General features: G+C 68.1%; 16 protein-coding genes. 10 read left to right on the top strand and 6 right to left on the bottom strand.

Features of this window, described 5'->3' with window-relative positions; translation table 11 throughout:
- Positions 1–8: 8 nt before the first annotated feature.
- The 3 genes from G6N61_RS20610 to G6N61_RS20600 form a co-directional block, all read right to left on the bottom strand.
- Entirely contained in the window at positions 9–1,160 is a 1,152-nt protein-coding gene (locus G6N61_RS20610; protein ID WP_163920435.1) for an alpha/beta hydrolase, read from the bottom strand.
- Between the two features lie 203 nt (positions 1,161–1,363).
- Complete coding sequence (locus tag G6N61_RS20605; protein WP_163920433.1) at positions 1,364–1,924, bottom strand: hypothetical protein; 561 nt, start codon at positions 1,922–1,924, stop codon at positions 1,364–1,366.
- A gap of 12 nt (positions 1,925–1,936) precedes the next feature.
- Positions 1,937–3,085, bottom strand: a complete 1,149-nt coding sequence (locus G6N61_RS20600) for a zinc-dependent alcohol dehydrogenase (RefSeq protein ID WP_163920430.1) — start codon at positions 3,083–3,085, stop codon at positions 1,937–1,939.
- Between the two features lie 138 nt (positions 3,086–3,223).
- Between G6N61_RS20600 and G6N61_RS20595 the strand changes: the two genes are divergently transcribed.
- From G6N61_RS20595 to G6N61_RS20575, 5 genes are all read left to right on the top strand, one after another.
- The gene (locus G6N61_RS20595; protein ID WP_163920428.1) at positions 3,224–3,778 is read left to right on the top strand and encodes a hypothetical protein; all 555 of its coding nucleotides are present in this window, start codon (positions 3,224–3,226) and stop codon (positions 3,776–3,778) included.
- Positions 3,775–4,644: an SDR family NAD(P)-dependent oxidoreductase gene (locus tag G6N61_RS20590; protein ID WP_163920426.1), complete on the top strand. Its 870-nt coding sequence runs from the start codon at positions 3,775–3,777 to the stop codon at positions 4,642–4,644. The genes G6N61_RS20595 and G6N61_RS20590 overlap by 4 nt, the downstream gene beginning before the upstream one ends.
- Positions 4,645–4,664: 20 nt before the next feature.
- Entirely contained in the window at positions 4,665–5,618 is a 954-nt protein-coding gene (locus G6N61_RS20585) for a methylenetetrahydrofolate reductase (protein WP_163920424.1), read from the top strand.
- Entirely contained in the window at positions 5,611–6,369 is a 759-nt protein-coding gene (locus tag G6N61_RS20580; RefSeq protein ID WP_235887219.1) for a class I SAM-dependent methyltransferase, read from the top strand. Before G6N61_RS20585 ends, G6N61_RS20580 begins: the two co-directional genes overlap by 8 nt.
- 113 nt (positions 6,370–6,482) lie before the next feature.
- Entirely contained in the window at positions 6,483–7,595 is a 1,113-nt protein-coding gene (locus G6N61_RS20575; RefSeq protein ID WP_163920422.1) for a GGDEF domain-containing protein, read from the top strand.
- Here the strand turns inward: G6N61_RS20575 and G6N61_RS20570 are convergent.
- Positions 7,592–8,488 carry a LysR family transcriptional regulator gene (locus G6N61_RS20570; protein ID WP_163924972.1) on the bottom strand — a complete coding sequence of 299 codons (897 nt, stop codon included), beginning with the start codon at positions 8,486–8,488 and terminating at the stop codon, positions 7,592–7,594. The genes G6N61_RS20575 and G6N61_RS20570 overlap by 4 nt on opposite strands.
- A 184-nt stretch (positions 8,489–8,672) precedes the next feature.
- On the opposite strand from G6N61_RS20570, the gene G6N61_RS20565 reads away from it, so the two are divergent.
- Positions 8,673–9,251 carry a sigma-70 family RNA polymerase sigma factor gene (locus G6N61_RS20565; protein ID WP_163920420.1) on the top strand — a complete coding sequence of 193 codons (579 nt, stop codon included), beginning with the start codon at positions 8,673–8,675 and terminating at the stop codon, positions 9,249–9,251.
- Between the two features lie 13 nt (positions 9,252–9,264).
- Here G6N61_RS20565 and G6N61_RS20560 read toward each other — a convergent pair whose 3' ends face one another.
- Positions 9,265–10,143, bottom strand: a complete 879-nt coding sequence (locus tag G6N61_RS20560) for an alpha/beta fold hydrolase (protein ID WP_407666275.1) — start codon at positions 10,141–10,143, stop codon at positions 9,265–9,267.
- A 116-nt stretch (positions 10,144–10,259) separates the two neighbouring features.
- Positions 10,260–11,357 (bottom strand): aldo/keto reductase, encoded by a 1,098-nt coding sequence (locus G6N61_RS20555; RefSeq protein ID WP_163920416.1) that lies wholly within the window; start codon positions 11,355–11,357, stop codon positions 10,260–10,262.
- Between the two features lie 314 nt (positions 11,358–11,671).
- Here G6N61_RS20555 and G6N61_RS20545 point away from each other — a divergent pair, with 314 nt between their 5' ends.
- The 4 genes from G6N61_RS20545 (at position 11,672) to G6N61_RS20530 (ending at position 17,385) form a co-directional block, all read left to right on the top strand.
- Positions 11,672–14,134 (top strand): GcvT family protein, encoded by a 2,463-nt coding sequence (locus G6N61_RS20545; protein WP_163920414.1) that lies wholly within the window; start codon positions 11,672–11,674, stop codon positions 14,132–14,134.
- A gap of 60 nt (positions 14,135–14,194) precedes the next feature.
- Positions 14,195–15,337, top strand: coding sequence for an N-methyl-L-tryptophan oxidase (solA, locus tag G6N61_RS20540; protein ID WP_163920411.1), 1,143 nt, complete (start codon positions 14,195–14,197; stop codon positions 15,335–15,337).
- A 5-nt stretch (positions 15,338–15,342) separates the two neighbouring features.
- Positions 15,343–16,506, top strand: a complete 1,164-nt coding sequence (locus G6N61_RS20535; protein WP_407666495.1) for an aromatic ring-hydroxylating oxygenase subunit alpha — start codon at positions 15,343–15,345, stop codon at positions 16,504–16,506.
- Positions 16,507–16,590: 84 nt separating this feature from the next.
- A complete protein-coding gene (locus tag G6N61_RS20530) occupies positions 16,591–17,385 on the top strand; it encodes an IclR family transcriptional regulator (RefSeq protein ID WP_163920409.1) in 795 nt (264 codons plus the stop codon).
- Positions 17,386–17,550: the final 165 nt, after the last annotated feature.

Below are 17,550 nucleotides of genomic sequence, written 5' to 3'. Positions count from 1 at the left end.
CGGAACCGCTAGACGGCAGCGGCGGTCCGGCGCCCCACGTGGGCGTCTCGGACTCCGTTGAGGAAGTGCCCGACCTCGACCGCGCAGCGCCGCGCGTGCGACGAGTCGACGAGATCGAACGCGTGTCCTGCGCGGGGCACCTCGGAGTAGACGACGGGGTTTCGCGAAACCGCTTGCAATGCAGCGTGGAAGTCGCGGGCCTCGCCGACCGGAATGATCGCGTCGTGTTCGCCGTGAATGAGGAAGAACGGTGGCGCATCCTCGTGGATGCGCGCCATTGGCGAAGCGGCCCGGAAGATCTCGGGATGGCGTGCCTGGCGCCGTCCGACGACGACGCGTTCGAGGAAGCTCTGGAAGCTCCTACGCGTCGAGGTGGAGCGGTCCTCCCAGTCGTAGCGACCGTAGATTCCGACGACGGCGTCGACAGTCGTGTCCGCATCGTCGGACAGTTCGCCGCGGAACGCCGGGTCACCGGGTGTGAGACCGGCGAGTGCGGCGAGGTGGCCACCGGCGGAGCAGCCGGCAATGGCGACGAAGTCCGAGTCACCGCCGTATTCGTGCGCGTGGGCCCTGGCCCATGCGATCGCGGCGTTGACGTCGCCGATGTGGCGCGGCCAGCGGTGCACCGGTGACACGCGGTAGTCCATGGTCAGACACACCCAGCCCCGCTTCACCAGGTGCGACAGCAGCGTGTGGCCCTGCAGCACGCGGGTGCCCTGCACCCAGGCGCCGCCGGGCACGAACAGCAGCACGGGCGCGTTGGGCGGCAGGTTCGGCTTGCGCCAGACGTCGAGGAGCTGCGACGGGTGGTCGCCGTATTGGATGGAGCTGCGGTACAGGCAACGCTTGCGCTGCGCACGGGCCCGGACGAAGGGCGGCATGCGATTGCCACCGGCCTTGACCGCGAGTTCAGCGGCAGCATCGGGCGTCATGGTCTCGGCTGCTCCCGCGACCACCGCGCTCACGCCGCTGTGCCTGCTGTACGCCGCCCGGATCGCGGCGGGCGCGTAGTGCCCGCCGTACATCGCCATCGCCGTGAGACCCGCGAAGGGCTCGAGGTGCTTGCCCACCACGGGTAGCGACGAGTACACCCGGGTGGAAGCCAGTACCACGTCAGTGGGACGCAGTTCGATCAGCCGGCGCGCGGTGTCGAGCACCATGATCAGCTCGCGATGGGCAGGGCGTCGTCGCGGCGACCGTCGCAAGAGTTGCAGGTCGGACCATCGAATGCGAGTGTGCCGCAGGTCGGGCAGATGAAGTCGATCATCGGGTTACCTCTCGAAGAGCCAATCCGCCGGCCTTCTGCAGCGTCGGGGTGAAGTACCCAGGCGTTTGCCGGACGAAACCCGCGACGGTCGCTGGCTCACCGTCGCCGGGTGAGCCGGCGGCCCGCCCTCACCACCAGGGCGCCCGCGAGCACCCACGGCCCCGTGACCAGGATCGGGTCGATCCAGGTGTGCGACCTGTCGACGCGGGTGGTGCCCACCCGCGATGCGTAGCCATTGTGGGTGAGTTCGCTCTTGATCCCGGTTTCCGTGATCGGGTTGTCCGGCCGCAGCGTGGCGAACGACGCCAGGTGGCTCTCGATGGCGTCCACCCGATCGGCGCCGATGAGCAGTAGCCAATGCGCGGCGCGGCCTTCGCTGAAGCGGCGGTAGGCGTACTTGCGGATCACGCCGGACAGCCCGCGCGGCGGGCTCGACGTGCCGAACACCGGCGTGAGGCGTTGGTGTTCGATCGACCGCTCCCTCGGCCACTTCTCGGGTTGCTGCTCGGGCAGTTCCCAGTGCGCACCCGTCGGCGACGTGTCGAACTTCGGGAACGCGAGACGGTCCTTCGGGTCGAGGTCGGCACCCCACCCGGGGATGCGGACCCTCAGTTCGTCGCTGTCCGGGATGGGGGGATGGTCATTCGTGTACACCATGACGCGCTCCTGTCAGCTGGCGTTGGGGAGGATGATCGGCTTGATGCAGCCGTCGAGCTTGGCCGAGAAGATGTGGTAGCCCTCGGCGATGTGCTCCAACGGAATTCGATGCGTCACGATGTCATTGGGCTCGAGGTAGCCGTTCTGGATGTGGGAGAACAGCCGCGGCCATTGCCGTTTGACGGGGCACTGGTTCATCCGCAGAGTCAGCCCCTTGTTCATCGCGTCACCGAACTTGACCGCGCTGAACATCGGCCCGTAGGCGCCCATGACCGAGACGGTGCCGCCCTTGCGCACCGAGTCGATGGCCCAGTTCAAGGCGATCGGGGAGCCGCCCTGCAGTTTGAACTTCGCGGCCGTGACGTGCTGGAGGAAGTTGCCGTCGGCCTCGGCGCCCACGCAGTCGATGACCGAGTCTGCGCCGAGATGCCCTGTGGCCTTCTTCATTTCGACGACGATGTCGTCGTACTCGGCGAAATTGCGGGTCTCGGCGTGGGCGAACGTCCGCGCCTTCTCCAACCGGTTCTCGAGGTAGTCGACCACGATGACCCGGCCTGCGCCCATGAGCCAGGCCGACTTGGCGGCGTACAGGCCCACGGGACCGGCGCCGAACACCGCGACGGTGTCGCCCTCGACGATGTCGGCGAGTTGCGCGCCGAAGTAGCCGGTGGACAGTGCGTCGGTGCACAGCAGGGCGTCCTCGTCGTCCATCCACTCCGGGATGATCGTGGGGCCCACGTCGGCGAACGGCACCCGGACGAACTCGGCCTGGCCACCGTCGTAGCCGCCGCAGGTGTGCGAGTAGCCGTAGATCCCGCCGACGGCGGTGGCGTTCGGATTCACGTTGTGGCAGTTGGAGTACAGCCCCCGCGCACAGAAGTAGCAGGACCCGCAGTAGACGTTGAAGGGCACCATGACCCGGTCGCCGGGTTTCAGGTTCTGAACCGACGGGCCGACTTCCTCGACGACGCCGATGAATTCGTGGCCGAACGTCATGCCGACCCGGGTGTCGGGCATCATCCCGTGGTAGAGGTGTAGGTCCGATCCGCAGATCGCCGCCATCGTCACGCGCACGATCGCATCTCCTGGATGCTCGATCGGAGGCATGTCCTTCTCTTCGACACGAATCTTGTACGGGCCCCGGTAGACCATTGCGCGCATCGGCGTCACTCCTAGGTTTTGGCGGCCCCGGACTGCTACCCGAGCGCGGCCCGGTGAAACGGTTTTGGGCCAGCGACGTTGGGTACCACGGTCACAACACCACGGACACACACAGCCACCCCACCTCAGGAGTTCCTCATGGCACGCGCCACGATCTTTCATCAGATGCACGACCTCGGTATCGCCGCTTGGTTCGGCGGCACGCTCGCCAACGCCGTAGCGCTCAACCCCGCCTCGTCGGAGGCGGGCATCTCGACGCGCGTCGGTGCCGTCGCCAATGCCGGCTGGGACAAGTGGACCCCGGTCAACGCCGCAGCGATCGGCATCCACCTCGTCGGAGCGGCCGGACTGCTCAAGCACGACCTCGGCCGGGCGAAGATCCAGCAGGGCGTGCCGAGCATGGCCGTGACCAAGACGGTGCTCACCGTCGCGGCGCTCGGCGTCACCGCATACAGCCGGGTGCTCGGCAAGAAGGTCTCCGAGCACCACGCCGTGCCCGCCGAGGACGGCACCACCCCGAATGCGACCACCCCGCCCGAGGTTGCCAGTGCGCAGAAGCAACTCGCAGTGCTGCAGTGGGCCGTGCCTGCCCTGACCGGCGGCATCGTTGCGATCGGCGCCTTCGCGGCCGAGCAGTATCGGCCCGAGGAAGTGTCAAAGGGTCTGGTGCAGAGGTTGCTGCCCACCTCGTGACGGCAACGCCGCGGCCCACGGTCCTGATCACCGGCGCCTCGAGCGGCATCGGGCGCGCCACCGCGCTGCGGTACGCCGCCAGGGGTTGCCGGCTGGCACTGGTGGCGCGCGGCGTGGATGAACTACGGCTGGTAGAGGCCGAGTGCATGGCGGCGGGCGCACCCGACGTTCTCGTGCACTCGGCCGACATCGGTACGGCAGCCGAGGTCGACGCTGCGTTCGCGGCGGCCGTCGAGCGCCTCGGGTCGGTCCAGGTCGTCGTGCAGAACGGTGCCGTCGCCGCCTTCGGCGAGTTCATCGATCTTCCTGCGGAGGTCTTCGATTCCGTCATCCGCACCAACGTCAACGGCGCGGCCAACGTGTCCCGCGCCGCGGTGCGCCACTTCCGCGCCACCGGCTGCGGGCAACTGGTCGTGATCGGCTCACTGCTCGGACACGCCGCGGTGCCCTACATGGGCGCATACGTGATGAGCAAGTTCGCGATCACCGCCATGGTGCGGATGCTCAGGCAGGAGACCAGGCGAACACCGGGCATCGCGGTGCACGGCATCTACCCGGGCGCCGTCGACACGCCAATCTACCCACGGTCGGCCAACTTCTTCGGCCGCCGCGCCAGGGTCCTACCGGTGAAGGACGGGCCCGACAAGATGGCGCGTGCCATCGTCGCCGCCACCGACTCCGGCCGTTCGAGCGAGCATCAGGTCGGTAAGGCGAACCGTCCCATGCTCGTCGCATACCGGTTTCTGCCAAGCGCTTTCGACGTCATGGTGGGACCGCTGCTCCGCCTCGGCGGCTTTCGTCGTGAAGAGCAAGAGCCCATGACCGGAAACGCTCTCGTGCCCAGCGAGGCCGTGTGCACTCGGTAACCGATCAGTGTCCCAAGCGCATGCACTTCGGGCCCTGCGGCGGCGTGCGGCCCGATGGCCAGTGCGAGATGCGGCCCGGCCCATGCGCGTTCCCCGCCCCCGTGCCGTGGACCGGCGTCGTGCCCGAGACTGCGCCGGCGGCGGCACCGCTGATCCTCACCGACTTCAGCTGCGTTCCGTTCGACCCCGAGGACGTCGCGGCCACCGCGGCAATCCTCGGGCCGTCGTGCGATGCCGTGCTGGTGGGTGAGCATCAGAACCGGCCCGACTTCCCGCCCACCCTGATGAGCCGCATGCTGCTCGATGCGGGTGCCACACCGTGGATCACGCTGTCGTGCCGGGACCGCAATCGCATCGTCCTCGAGCAGGAACTACGGGGGCTCTCGCTACTCGGAGTGCCGACTGTCCTGTGCGTGACGGGTGACGGACGGGGCTACGACGTGCGTCCCGACGTCACCCAGACGTTCGACCTCGACGGCCCTCGCCTGGTGTCGCTGGCGGCATCGGTCGGCATGACGGCCGCGGTTCCGGAGACGCCGACCGCGCCACCGGTCGCGGGCAGGCCCGCGCGGCTGGTCGAGAAGCAGCGGGCAGGTGCGAGCCTGGCGGTGCTGAATCACGTGGCATCCCCAGCGATGGTGGCCGACTTCATGGCTGCAGCGCGTGCGGCCGGGCTCGTCATCCCCGTCGTTGCCGCGGTCGCGGTGGTCACCGACGAGCGGTCGGCTGCCGTGCTGGCGGGCCTGCCCGGGCTCGCCCTGGACGACGCGATCGTCGACGGAATCCTCAGTGCCGCCGATCCGGTCGAGGCCGGCATCGAGGCCGCGTGCGCCGAGGCGCGTGCACTGCTGTCGATCGACGGGGTGGAGGGCGTCAACGTCTCGGGGCTTGCGTCCGCCGCGAGCGGGCGGATCGGCTCCGAGACCAAGGCCGAAGTCGGCAGACGGATTCGTACGGAGGTACACGGTGGGTGACGCGATGTCGGCGGAGTTCGGAACCGTCGCGGAGTGGACTGCCGAGGTGGCCGTCGACATGGGCGAGGACTTCTACGTCCCCGCCGGATGCCGGGGCAGTGGCAGCCCCGCCGCGCTCGATTGGCTGATGAACGGGTTGGCGTTGAGCGCGGGCGACACCCTGCTGGACTGCGGTGCCGGGGTCGGCGGGCCGAGTGCCTACGCAGCCGAGCACCGCTCGGCGGCGCCGATGCTGGTGGAGCCCGAGGCCGGCGCGTGCCGTGCCGCCCGCACCCTGTTCGGGTATCCGGTGGTTCAGGGCAGTGCGACCGCGCTGCCGTTCGCCGACCAATCGGTGGACGCGGCCTGGTCCCTCGGGGTCATGTGCACGATGAGCGACCACTTGACCCTGCTCACCGAACTTCGCAGGGTGGTCCGGTCACCAGGGCGCATCGGTCTGCTGGTGTTCCTGGCCCGCGAACCGATCTCCGACGACGAGCAACCGGAGGGCAACCACTTCCCGACGACCGGCTCGCTGGTGGGGCACGTCGACGCGGCGGGGCTGCGCGTCGAGGACTGGATCAGCACGGCCGACCTTCCCGCCATCCCCGACCCGTGGCAGAACAGCCTCGACGAAGTCTCCTCGGCCCTGGAGCAGCGGTACGGCGGGCATCGGCTGTGGCAGGTGGCCGAAGAGCAGTCCGGGCGGATGGGTCGGCTGCTCGACGAGGGCAAGATATCCGGGGCGCTGGTCAGCCTTCGGCACGGTTGAGCCTGGAACCGATCCCGCCGATGACGTTTGCCCGACCGCTGGGTTGGGATACTTTGATCATCTAGGCGACGTAGTGCACAACCGATGTCAGCGCCCGCCGGAAAGGTTCCCACGTGGGCGTTCGATCTGGACACGGGTTGTCCGACCACTACTACTGGTTGACCTCGTTCCTGGCCGCCCGCGGTTTGCAACGGCCGACGCAGCGCGTCGTCGTCGTCGTGGTCAGCCTCCTGGGGGTGATGCCGCTGCTGGTGATGTTCGGCACCGGCGGGCCGCGCAGCGCGGTGCACCTGATCCTCGCCGTGTGCGTGACGGTCGGCGGTGCGGCGATCGTCGCCGTCTGGTCACGACGCCGGTGGCCCAGCAGGACGCAGTCGGTGGGGTGTGCGCTTGCCGCGACGGTATGCATCTCCATTGCGTGCCTGATCGGTCCCAGCCCCGCCGCGGGCCTGCTCGGGGCGACGAGCTTCGCCATCCTGATCGCCCTGATCGCGTTCTTCCACTCCGTGCGGCTCCTGACGTTCACGTTGGGGGTCGCCATCGCGACGATCGTGGTGCTCGCCGTGCGGGCCGGTTCGACGGACGTGGCACTGGCGACCAGCGGCGCGCTCACGGTCGCACTGATGTGCGGGTTCGTCGCGTTCGCCTGCCGGATGGCCATCCGGGTGATCGACTCCGACGTGCTGCACGGCGAAGTCGAGCCACTGACCGGACTGTTGGACCGCCGGGGGTTCGACGATCGCATCGCGACCTCGCTGAGTGCCCGCAGCCGCGAGGACGACCGCTACCTGGTCATCGCGGTCGTCAACCTCGACAGCTTCTCGCTCGTCACCAGCCTGCGCGGGGTCGCGGGTGGTGAGGAGGCCAGGATCGTCGTCGCCCAGGCTTTGCGGGAGACCGTGCGGCGGGAGGCGGTGCTGGCCCACGTCAGCGACGCCGAGTTCCTCGTCGGCGACCTCTTCACCGATCTCGATCCGACTCCGCTGGTCGAGCGGATCCGCGGCGCCATCGCTTCCGCACCATTGCGGCTGACCGCCAGCCTTGGCGTCGTCAGCACGCCGTTGCTCCCGCTGGCCGGGTATCCCGAGGCAGACGTGCTCGAGGAGCTGCTCACCATCGCGACGACGGCGATGTTCGACGCCCGCCGCGCGGGCGGCAACCAGATTCGGTGCGTGATGGCGCCGCGGCTGACGGTGCTCGAACCTCCCGAGAATCCGTCGGTCTAGAGCCGTGCCTCCTCGGCCGCGGCCACCAACATGTCGGCCAGTCGGGCGGCCGCGGGGCTGATGTCCGTACGTTCCGGGCGGGCGAGGTAGATCTGCCAGTCGATGGGCGTGACGAGCGGAATGCCGACCAGGTCCCCGAATCGGGCGAGTTCGCTCACCGGCATGAACGCCGTGCCCAGGGCGTTGCGGATCAGCGCGGCGGGGACGGTGAAGTCGGCGGGCACCTCGTAGAGCGTCCGAGGGGTCAGCGCTGCCGCGGCGAATGCGTCGTCGACCAACCTCCTGATGCCGAAGCCCTCGGGGAAGCCGACGAGGTTCTCGTCCGCCAACTCGGTGATGTCGACCCGCTTCCGGGCCGCGAGCCGGTGATCGGAGCGACAGGTGAACACCATCTGCTCCTGGGCGAGTAGGTGCAGGTCGATTCCCGCGGGGAACCGGTTGGGTGCCGACACGAGCGCGAGGTCCAACGCGCCGTCGGCGATCGAGGTCATGTACGACGACGATCCTGTCTGACTGAGCCGCAACCTGATTCGCACATGCGGGTGAGCGGAGTGGAAGTCGCCGAGGACCTTGGGCACGTCCAGCGCGCCGAACGTCACCAGGGAGCCGAAGTCGACGGTGCCGGTGAGATGGCCGCGGTAGTCGTGAAGTGCGTCCTTCGCCAATCGGGCGCCGCGCAGCAGTTGGCGCGCGTGCTTGCGGAGTTCCTCGCCGGCCGGGGTCAATCGGATCTGCTGGCGGGAGCGGTCGAACAGCTGGACTTCCAACTCCTCTTCCAGCTTCTTGATCGACGTGGAGAGGGCCGACTGGACGACGTGGACGCGATGCGCGGCCCGAGTGAAGCTCATGTCGTCGGCGACGGCCATGAAGTACTCGAGTTGGCGCAGCTCCACCCCGACGAAGTTATCAGCCGTCGTGATGGCCTCCCAGGATTCCGATCGTCGTATGCGATGCATCTGACTAGAACGCCGGCTTCGTTCCCGTGATTCGCCCGCGACCAACGTCATCTGCACTGACGATGGAAGTCATCAAAAACGATCGTTGGACGCGATGCCCAGGCACTGCTGTCATGAAGTGGTGACATCATCGCCCGTCAGTCAGACAGCCGAATTCGAACGCGCCGTCGGCCCGCTACGTGCCGAACTCCAACGCGTCGCACGCCGCTACACCGGCAATGCCCACGACGCTGAGGACCTCGTCCAGGAGACTCTCGCCAAGGCGTGGAACGGCTTTGAGTCGTTCGACCCGGGCACCAACCTGAGGGCCTGGCTGTTCCGCATCATGGTCAACACCTGGATCAGCGGCCACCGCCGGACCGAACGGCGCCCGAGGGAACTGCTGACCGACACGTTCAGCGACGCGCAGTTGGCTGGGGACCGGTCCTCCGCTCACCGGTCGGCCGAAGTCGAAGCGCTGCAGGGACTGCCCGATGGGCGGCTGCGTCAGGCGTTCGCCGCGCTGCCCGGCACGTTGTCGCGGGCCGTCTACTACGCGGACGTCGGCCAGTACGCCTACAAGGAGATCGCGGAGATGGAGGGCATCCCCCTCGGAACCGTGATGTCGCGAATCCACCGGGCGCGCAAGCAGTTGCGCTTGGCCCTGAGTGACCTCGACCCGGCACGACATGCCGCGCCCGACTCCGCCACCGCTGCGTGACCACGCCCTGCGTCTAGTAACCCGCGACCTCGATGACGGCGTCGGCGAACTGCCGCGGCGCCTCCTGGGGCACGTTGTGCCCGATGCCGTCGAGCACCCGGTGCGAGTACTTGCCGGTGAACCGTTGCCGGTAGGCGTTGCCGTCCTTGGCCGGCCCGTCGAAGTCGCTGGACACCGTGATCGTCGGAACGGTGATCGCCGGCTTGGCCGCGAGGCGGCGTTCGAGGTCGTCGTACTGCGGCTCGCCGGGCGCGAGACTCTGCCGCCACCGGTAGTTGTGGATCACGACGTCGACGTGGTCTGGGTTGTCGAAGGACGCTGCCGTGCGGTCGTAGGTCGCATCGTCGAACGACCACAGCGGAGATGCGTTCCGCCAGATCAGTCGGTTGAAGTCGCGGGTGTTCGCTCGGTAGCCCTTCTCGCCCCGGTCGGTGGCGAAGTAGTACTGGTACCACCAGCCGTACTCGGCCTGCGGCTGCAACGGTTCGAGGTTGTCCTCGAGGTTGACGACGATGTAGCCACTGACCGCGACGAGCGCGCGAACACGGTCGGGCCACAGCGCAGAGACCACGTCGGCCGACCTGGCGCCCCAGTCGAAGCCGGCGAGAATCGCGTCCGGGATGTCGAGCGCGTCCATCAGCGCGATGACGTCGCTCGCCACGGCCGCTTGCTGGCCATTGCGCATGGTGGCGTCCGACAGGAACCGCGTGCTGCCGAATCCCCGTACGTACGGGACGATCACGCGGAAGCCTCGCTGAGCGAGCAGCGGTGCGACGTCGACGAAGCTGTGAATGTCGTACGGCCACCCGTGCAGCAGCATCACCGGCTGGCCGTCGGGCGGCCCGTCCTCGGCGTACCCGACGTCGAGCACACCAGCCTGAATCCGACCCATGGATCGAAAGCCGCTGTTGCCCGCAGACTCTGGCGCACCCGCCGCCGGAGGCGCAAGGACGGTAGCAGTTCCCGCCGCTGCGAGCCCCACCATCGCAGCGAATTCTCGCCTGTTGATCACGATGCCCAGTTCAACACGCTGGGGCGGTAGCCGGAGGGCTTGTCGCCCACCCTGACCGTCGGGCTGATGAGCTGGTGCTGGTACTCGGGTGTGAACATTCGATACAGCGACTGCGGCGGCACGGCGCTGGCCGCATCGAGGCGGGCACGCAGGTCGGCGGGCAGCTCCACGTCCATCGCCGCGATCGACGCATCGAGTTGGGCGACGCTGCTCGCACCCACGATCGCCGACGCGATGCCCGGCTGGGTGGCCGCCCAATTGATGGCGACTTGCGCCATGGACACGCCCAGTTCGTCTGCGACCTCGCCGAGCGGTTCGAGGATGCCCCACTCCCGATCGGTCAGCGACAGTCCCGATGTCCCAGGAAGGCTCAACCGCCCCTCCCCCGTGGCGCCCTTGCCGTCGTACCGGTACTTGCCACTGAGGAAGCCACCACCCAGTGGGCTCCACGCCGAGATGCCCATGCCCAGCACCCGACCCATCGCGACGTGTTCGGTCTCGATCGTCCGATCGACCAGGGAGTAGGGCAACTGGACGTTGACCGCCGGCGTGAGCGCATGCGCATCGGCGAAGGTCTGCCCCTGGGCCGCATACCAACTCGGCACGTCGGAGAATCCCGCGTAGCGAATCTTGCCCGCTCTGACCAGGTCGTCGAACGTACGCATCACCTCCTCCACCGGCGTGATCCGGTCCCACGTGTGCAACAGGAACAGGTCGACGTAGTCGGTGCCCAGGCGGCGTAGCGAGTCCTCGAGGGCACGGACCATGTGCTTGCGGCCGTTGCCGCCGGAGTTGGGGTCACCGGGGTCGACGGCATTCGTGAACTTGGTCGTGAGCACGACCCGGTCACGCGCCCTGGTCTCGGCGATGAGCGCCCCGAGGATCGTCTCGCTCTCGCCTGCGGTGTAGAAGTCCGCCGTGTCGATGGAGTTTCCGCCCGCCTCCAGGTAACGACAGAAGATGGGACGGACGTCGTCGATGGTCTTGCCGTATGCGGCGTGGTAGCCGCTCGTGCCGAAGTTCATGGTGCCCAGCGACAGTGGGCTGATGCGCAGTCCGGAGCGGCCGAGGAGGTAGTACTGATCGAGTGCCATGCCGGGTCAAACGCCGGTGGGCTGCGATCGATTCACCCCGTCGCCGACGTGGACCGCGCGTAGAACGACTCGAACGGTGTGTTTCACCGCGCCGGCACCGCCGGACGCGTGCCCGGTCCCGACTCCCAGCGAAACAGCTATGGCTCCTTCGCCTCGTTCGACGACCCCGACGGCAACGAGTGGATCCTGCAGGAGGTGACGACGCGCCTTCCCGGGCGTTGACACGCCGGGGTCACACCTGTTGCGGCATGTCAGCGCACCGCTTACTGTTGCGCAGTACGCATTAGTTGCTCTATACGCAACAGGAGCAGGTCATGGCCCAGCCCAAAGTCGTCATCATCGGCGCGGGAATCGTCGGCACGTCGCTGGCCGACGAACTCACCGCCAGGGGATGTACCGACGTCACCGTCCTGGACCGTGGCCCGATGTTCGCCACCGGCGGGTCCACCTCGCATGCCCCAGGGCTGGTGTTCCAGACCAACGGGTCGAAGACCATGACGGAGTTGGCCACCTACACGGTCGAGAAGTTCGTCGAACTAGGCGCATTCGACCAGGTCGGCGGTCTGGAAGTGGCGACCACCGAGGCCCGCTGGACCGAGCTGCACCGCAGGCACGGGTGGGCGCGGGCCTGGGGCGTTCCCGGTGAGCTGATCGACCCCGCGGCCTGCAAGGCACTGCACCCGCTCCTCGACGAGCGCCGAATCATCGGCGGCTTCCACACCCCGACCGACGGGCTGGCCAGAGCGCTGACAGCTGCCACCGCGCAGGCCGAGCGGGCCATTAGCCGAGGCGCGCGCTTCCTCCCCCATCAAGAGGTGACCGACGTCCTCGATCGGGACGGACGGGTCGTCGGCGTACGGACTGCTGCCGGCGACGAGTTCGATGCCGACGTCGTCGTCTCGGCCGCCGGATTCTGGGGCGCCCAACTCGGCGCCCGGGTTGGGCTCACCGTGCCGCTGGTACCGATGGCCCATCAGTACGCCAAGACCGGTCAGCTGGCCGAGTTGCGCCGCGACGGGTGGGACGGCGATCCGCGACTGCCGATCCTGCGCCACCAGGACCAGGACCTCTACTACCGCGAGCACGGTGACCGGTTGGGCATCGGCTTCTACGGCCACCGCCCGATGCCGGTGGACATGACGACACTGCTGACCGATTCCGACGGGGGGATCGACACGGCAAGCGAGTCGATGCCGTCGATGCTGCCGTTCACCGACGACGACTTCGCACCCGGCTGGGCGGCCAGCGCCGAACTCCTTCCTGCCCTTGGTGACTCGAAGGTCGAGGAGGGCTTCAACGGCATCTTCTCGTTCACCCCCGACGGGTTCTCGATCATGGGCGAGCACCGCGACCTGCCCGGGTTCTGGGTGGCCGAGGCGGTGTGGGTGACGCACTCCGCAGGCGTGGCCAAGGCCATGGCCGAGTGGATCCTCGACGGCGCCCCGACCACCGACGTCCACGAGTGCGACCTATACCGGTTCGAAGAGCCCGCGAAGAGCCCCGAGTTCATCTTGAAGACGAGTTCGCAGGCCTTCGTCGAGGTGTACGACATCCTCCATCCGCACCAGTACCGCAGCGACCCGCGCAATCTGCGGGTGAGCCCCTTCCACCGACGGGAGGAAGAACTCGGCGCCCACTTCTTCGAAGGTGGCTGCTGGGAGCGCCCCGCCTGGTACGAGGCGAACGCCGGACTGATCGGCGAATTGTCGTCCGCCGGAGTTGACTTCCCGGAACGCGACGACTGGTCCGGCCGGTTCTACTCGCCGATCTCGATCGCCGAGGCGCGCTGGACCCGCGAGCACGTCGCGCTGTACGACATGACGCCGCTGACCCGCTACGAGGTCAGTGGACCCGGCGCCTGCGACTTCCTGCAGCGCATGACGACCAACAACGTCGACAAGCGCACGGGCTCGGTCACCTACACGCTAATGCTCGACGAAACCGGCGGCATCCGAAGCGATCTGACCGTCGCACGACTCGGAGACGAGCTGTTCCAGGTCGGCGCGAACGGTCCCCTCGACATGGACTGGATCCGCAGGCATCTGCCGTCGACCGGCGTCACCGTCCGCGACGTCACCGGCGCCACGTGTTGCGTGGGCGTGTGGGGGCCGCGCGCCCGCGACCTGGTCGCGCCACTGTGTGCCGCCGACATCTCGCACGAGGCGTTCGGCTACTTCCGCGCCCTGCAGACGTTCATCGGCTCGGTGCCCGTGACGATGATGCGGGTCTCCTACGTCGGTGAACTGGGCTGGGAGATATACGCTTCCGCGGAGCACGGCCTGAAGTTGTGGGACCTGCTGTTCGACGCGGGACGCGAGCACCGCGCAATCGCGGCCGGACGGATCGCCTTCAACAGCCTGCGGTTGGAGAAGGGCTACCGCGCCTGGGGTACCGACATGACCACCGAGCATCAGCCCGGCGCGGCCGGAGTCGGCTTCGCGGTGTCGGCCAAGAAGGGCGACTTCCTGGGCAAGGCGGCCCTCGACGCCGCCGCGCCGCCGTCGAAGGTGCTGCGCAGCATCGTGTTCGACGACCCCACCGCAGTGGTGCTCGGCAAGGAACCCGTCACCCTCGCCGGTGCCGACGACGCGACGGTCGGTTACGTCACCAGCGCCGGCTACTCCGCCTCCATCGGCCGCAGCATCGCCTACGCCTGGCTGCCCGCCGACGTCGAGGTCGGCGACGCGGTGCGCGTCGACTACCTGACCGAAACTTACGGCGCGACCGTGCATTCCGAGCCGGTGGTGGACCCCGAGATGAAGCTGATAAGGCGATGAGCGCTTGCGCGAAGAGCAGAGGAACCCGATGAGCGCTTGCGCGAAGATCAGAGGACCCCGATGAAGGACAATGCATACGACGTCATCGTGATCGGGCTGGGCGGCATGGGCAGCGCCGCCGCCTATCACCTCGCGCGCCGGGGCACCCGGGTACTGGGACTCGAGAAGTTCACCCCGGCACACGATCGGGGTTCCAGTCACGGCGGCTCGCGGATCATCCGGCAGTCGTACTTCGAGGATCCTGCATACGTGCCGCTGCTGTTGCGCGCCTACGAGCTGTGGGAGGAACTCGCCGGGCTCAGCGGGCTCGAGGTGTACGAGATGACCGGCGGCTTGTTCATCGGTCCGCCCGAGTGCCTCACCGTGGCCGGCAGCCTGCGTGCGGCCCGGGAATGGTCTCTGGCCCACGAGGTGTTCGACGCGCCCGAGATCCGCAGGCGCTTCCCGACCTTCACGCCGGGGGCCGACGACGTCGCGGTCTACGAGGCCAAGGCAGGGTTCGCCCGCCCGGAGATGACCGTGCAGGCGCACATCGACCTCGCCGCCCGCGAGGGCGCGACTCTGCGTTTCGGCGAGGAGGTGACGGGCTGGTCGGACGGGCCACGGGGCGTCACCGTGACCACCGGATCCGGCACGTACACCGCAGGCCAGCTGGTGATCTGCCCCGGCGCGTGGGCACCGGAGCTGCTCACCGACCTCGGCATCCCGATCACCATCGAGCGGCAGGTGCTCTACTGGCTCGACCCCGCCGGGGGCATCGGGCCGTTCGAGGACCACCCGATCTACATCGACGAGAACGCCAACGGCCAGCAGATCTACGGGTTCCCGGCCATCGACGGGCCGACGGGCGGCGTCAAGACCGCGTTCTTCCGCAAGGGTCAGGTGTGCACGCCCGACACCATCGACCGGACCGTGCGAGCCGGCGAGGTCGACGAGATGCGCGACCGGGTGACCCAACTGCTGCCGGCGCTGTCTGGCCCCGCCGTGCACACGGCCACCTGCATGTACTCCAACACCCCCGACGAGCACTTCGTCATCACCCGCCCACACGACTACGACAACGTGACCGTGGCGTGCGGATTCTCCGGCCACGGCTTCAAGTTCGTGCCCGTCGTCGGCGAAGTGCTGGCCGACCTTGCGACCACGGGCGCGACCGCCCATCCCATCGGACTCTTCGACCCGCGACGGCTGGTGACCACGTGACGACCATCGACGACCCCCAACCCACCGGCCTGGCCTCCGCCACGCCGACCGGCAGCTCACTGGTGCCGACCCTGGCCGGTGACTACTACTGCAGCCCTGCGAAGTTCGACGCCGAACAGGACCTCATCTTCGAGCGCATGTGGTTCTGCGCGGTCCGCAGCGCGGATCTGCCCGAGCCGGGCGCGTTCCGCAAGGTCCAGGTCGGTCGCGAGAGCGTGCTCGTCGTCCGCGGGCGGAACGGCACGCTCAACGCGTTCCTCAACGTCTGTCGACACCGCGGCGCCATGCTGTGCACCGAGGACTCCGGTGTCGCCAAGCGCCACCTGAAGTGCCCGTACCACGCCTGGACCTACGGCCTCGACGGAAAGCTGGCCGCCGCACCGAATCTCGGCTCGCTGACCGATGCGACGGGGGCGCGCATCGACCGTACCGAGTACGGCCTGATCAAGGTCGCGCTGCGGGAGTGGCTCGGGTACGCGTGGGTGTGCCTGGCCGCGGAACCTCCCTCGTTCGAGGACGACGTCATCGGCACCGTCACTAGGCGCCTCGGCCACCCCGAGGCCATCGAGGGCTACGGCATCCCGGAGCTGTCGGTCGGTCGTCGGGTCGTCTACGACGTCAAGGCCAACTGGAAGCTCATCGTCGAGAACTTCATGGAGTGCTATCACTGCGCGACGATCCACCCGGAACTCACCGAGGTGCTGCCGGAGTTCGCCGACGGTCTCGCTGCGCAGTACTTCGTCGGTCACGGCGCGTTGTTCGGCGAGGACGTCGAGGGCTTCACCGTCGACGGCAGCGCGGGACTCGACCCGATTCCCGGCGTGACGGCCGAGCAGGACCGCCGCTACTACGCGATCACGGTGCGGCCGAACGTGTTCGTCAGCCTGGTGCCCGACCACGTGATCTTCCACCGGATGTATCCCATGGCCGCCGACCGCACGGTGGTGGAGTGCGACTGGCTCTACCTCCCCCAGGTGGTCGAGGGAGGCCGCGATCTCGACCGGTCCGTCGAGCTGTTCCACCGGGTCAACCTGCAGGACTTCGACGCCTGCGAACGGACCCAACCGGCGATGTCGTCGCGGGGGTATCGGGCGGGCGGCGTGCTGGTCCCGTCGGAGCACCACATCGGTGAATTCCACGACTGGGTGGTCGCCAGGCTGTACGGCTAGGGGCAGCGCCTGACGAGCGCTTGCGCGAGGAGAAGACCGGCACAGGGCGGAGAGCAAATGACGATTGCCTACACTGAACGGAACATGCCCCGGCTCAGCGACGAATCCGCGCCCCGGGAGAAGTCCGTTGCCGCCGTCCAATCGGTCGATCGCGCACTCACCGTGCTCGAGATCCTGGGCAAGCTGGGCACTGCAGGCGTCACCGAAATCGCCCTTGAGCTGGGCGTACACAAGTCGACGGTGTCACGGTTGATCGCCGTCCTCGAGTCCCGCGGATTCGTCGAACAGTTGTACGACCGCGGCAAGTACCGGCTGGGGTTCGCAATCGTCCGGCTCGCAGGCTCGACCAGCGCCCAAATGGACCTGGCAAAGGAGAGTCAGGCGATCTGCGCCCACCTCGCCGAACGCAGCGGGGAGACCACCAACGTCGCCGTTCTCGACGGGAACCGCATCGTGAACGTCGTCGAATCCCACGGCCCGGCCGAGATCACGCTGCGCAGCTGGGTGGGACAGAACTGCCCGGCCCACACGACGTCGAGCGGCAAGGTTCTGCTGGCCGCACTACCCACCGAGGAGCTGCGCGCGCTGCTGCCGCGCTCGCTGGAGACGTTCACGCCCAACACCATCGCCGACGTTCGTGCGCTGGAGACGGAGCTGGCCGGGGTCCGCGAAGTCGGATGGGCCAGTGTGCGCGAGGAACTCGAGGTCGGCCTCAACGCAGTGGCGGCGCCGATCCGCGACCACACCGGCAATGTGGTTGCGGCGATGAGCGTTTCGGGACCGGCCTACCGCCTGGAGCCCTCGCGCTTCGACCTGGTCGCGGAGATGACCATCGCCTCGGCGGCCGCGGTCAGTAGACGTCTCGGACACGTGGGATAGACATCATCGACGCAAACGCCGAGTTGACACCGACTGCCCCGCGGAGCAAGGTCGGATCTCGCGTTTGCCGGGCGTTCAGTACCCGTTCAATGTTGAATGAGCAACGGATGCACCGAATGCGTCGAGTTGCCGCCTGTACGTCGCACAACCGCTGACAGGACTCGA

Origin of the sequence: Mycolicibacterium arabiense (assembly GCF_010731815.2) — a bacterium.
Lineage (GTDB): Bacteria > Actinomycetota > Actinomycetes > Mycobacteriales > Mycobacteriaceae > Mycobacterium > Mycobacterium arabiense.
Note: the sequence above shows the minus strand (reverse complement) of the source record. Positions and strands in the feature narration are given on the sequence as shown.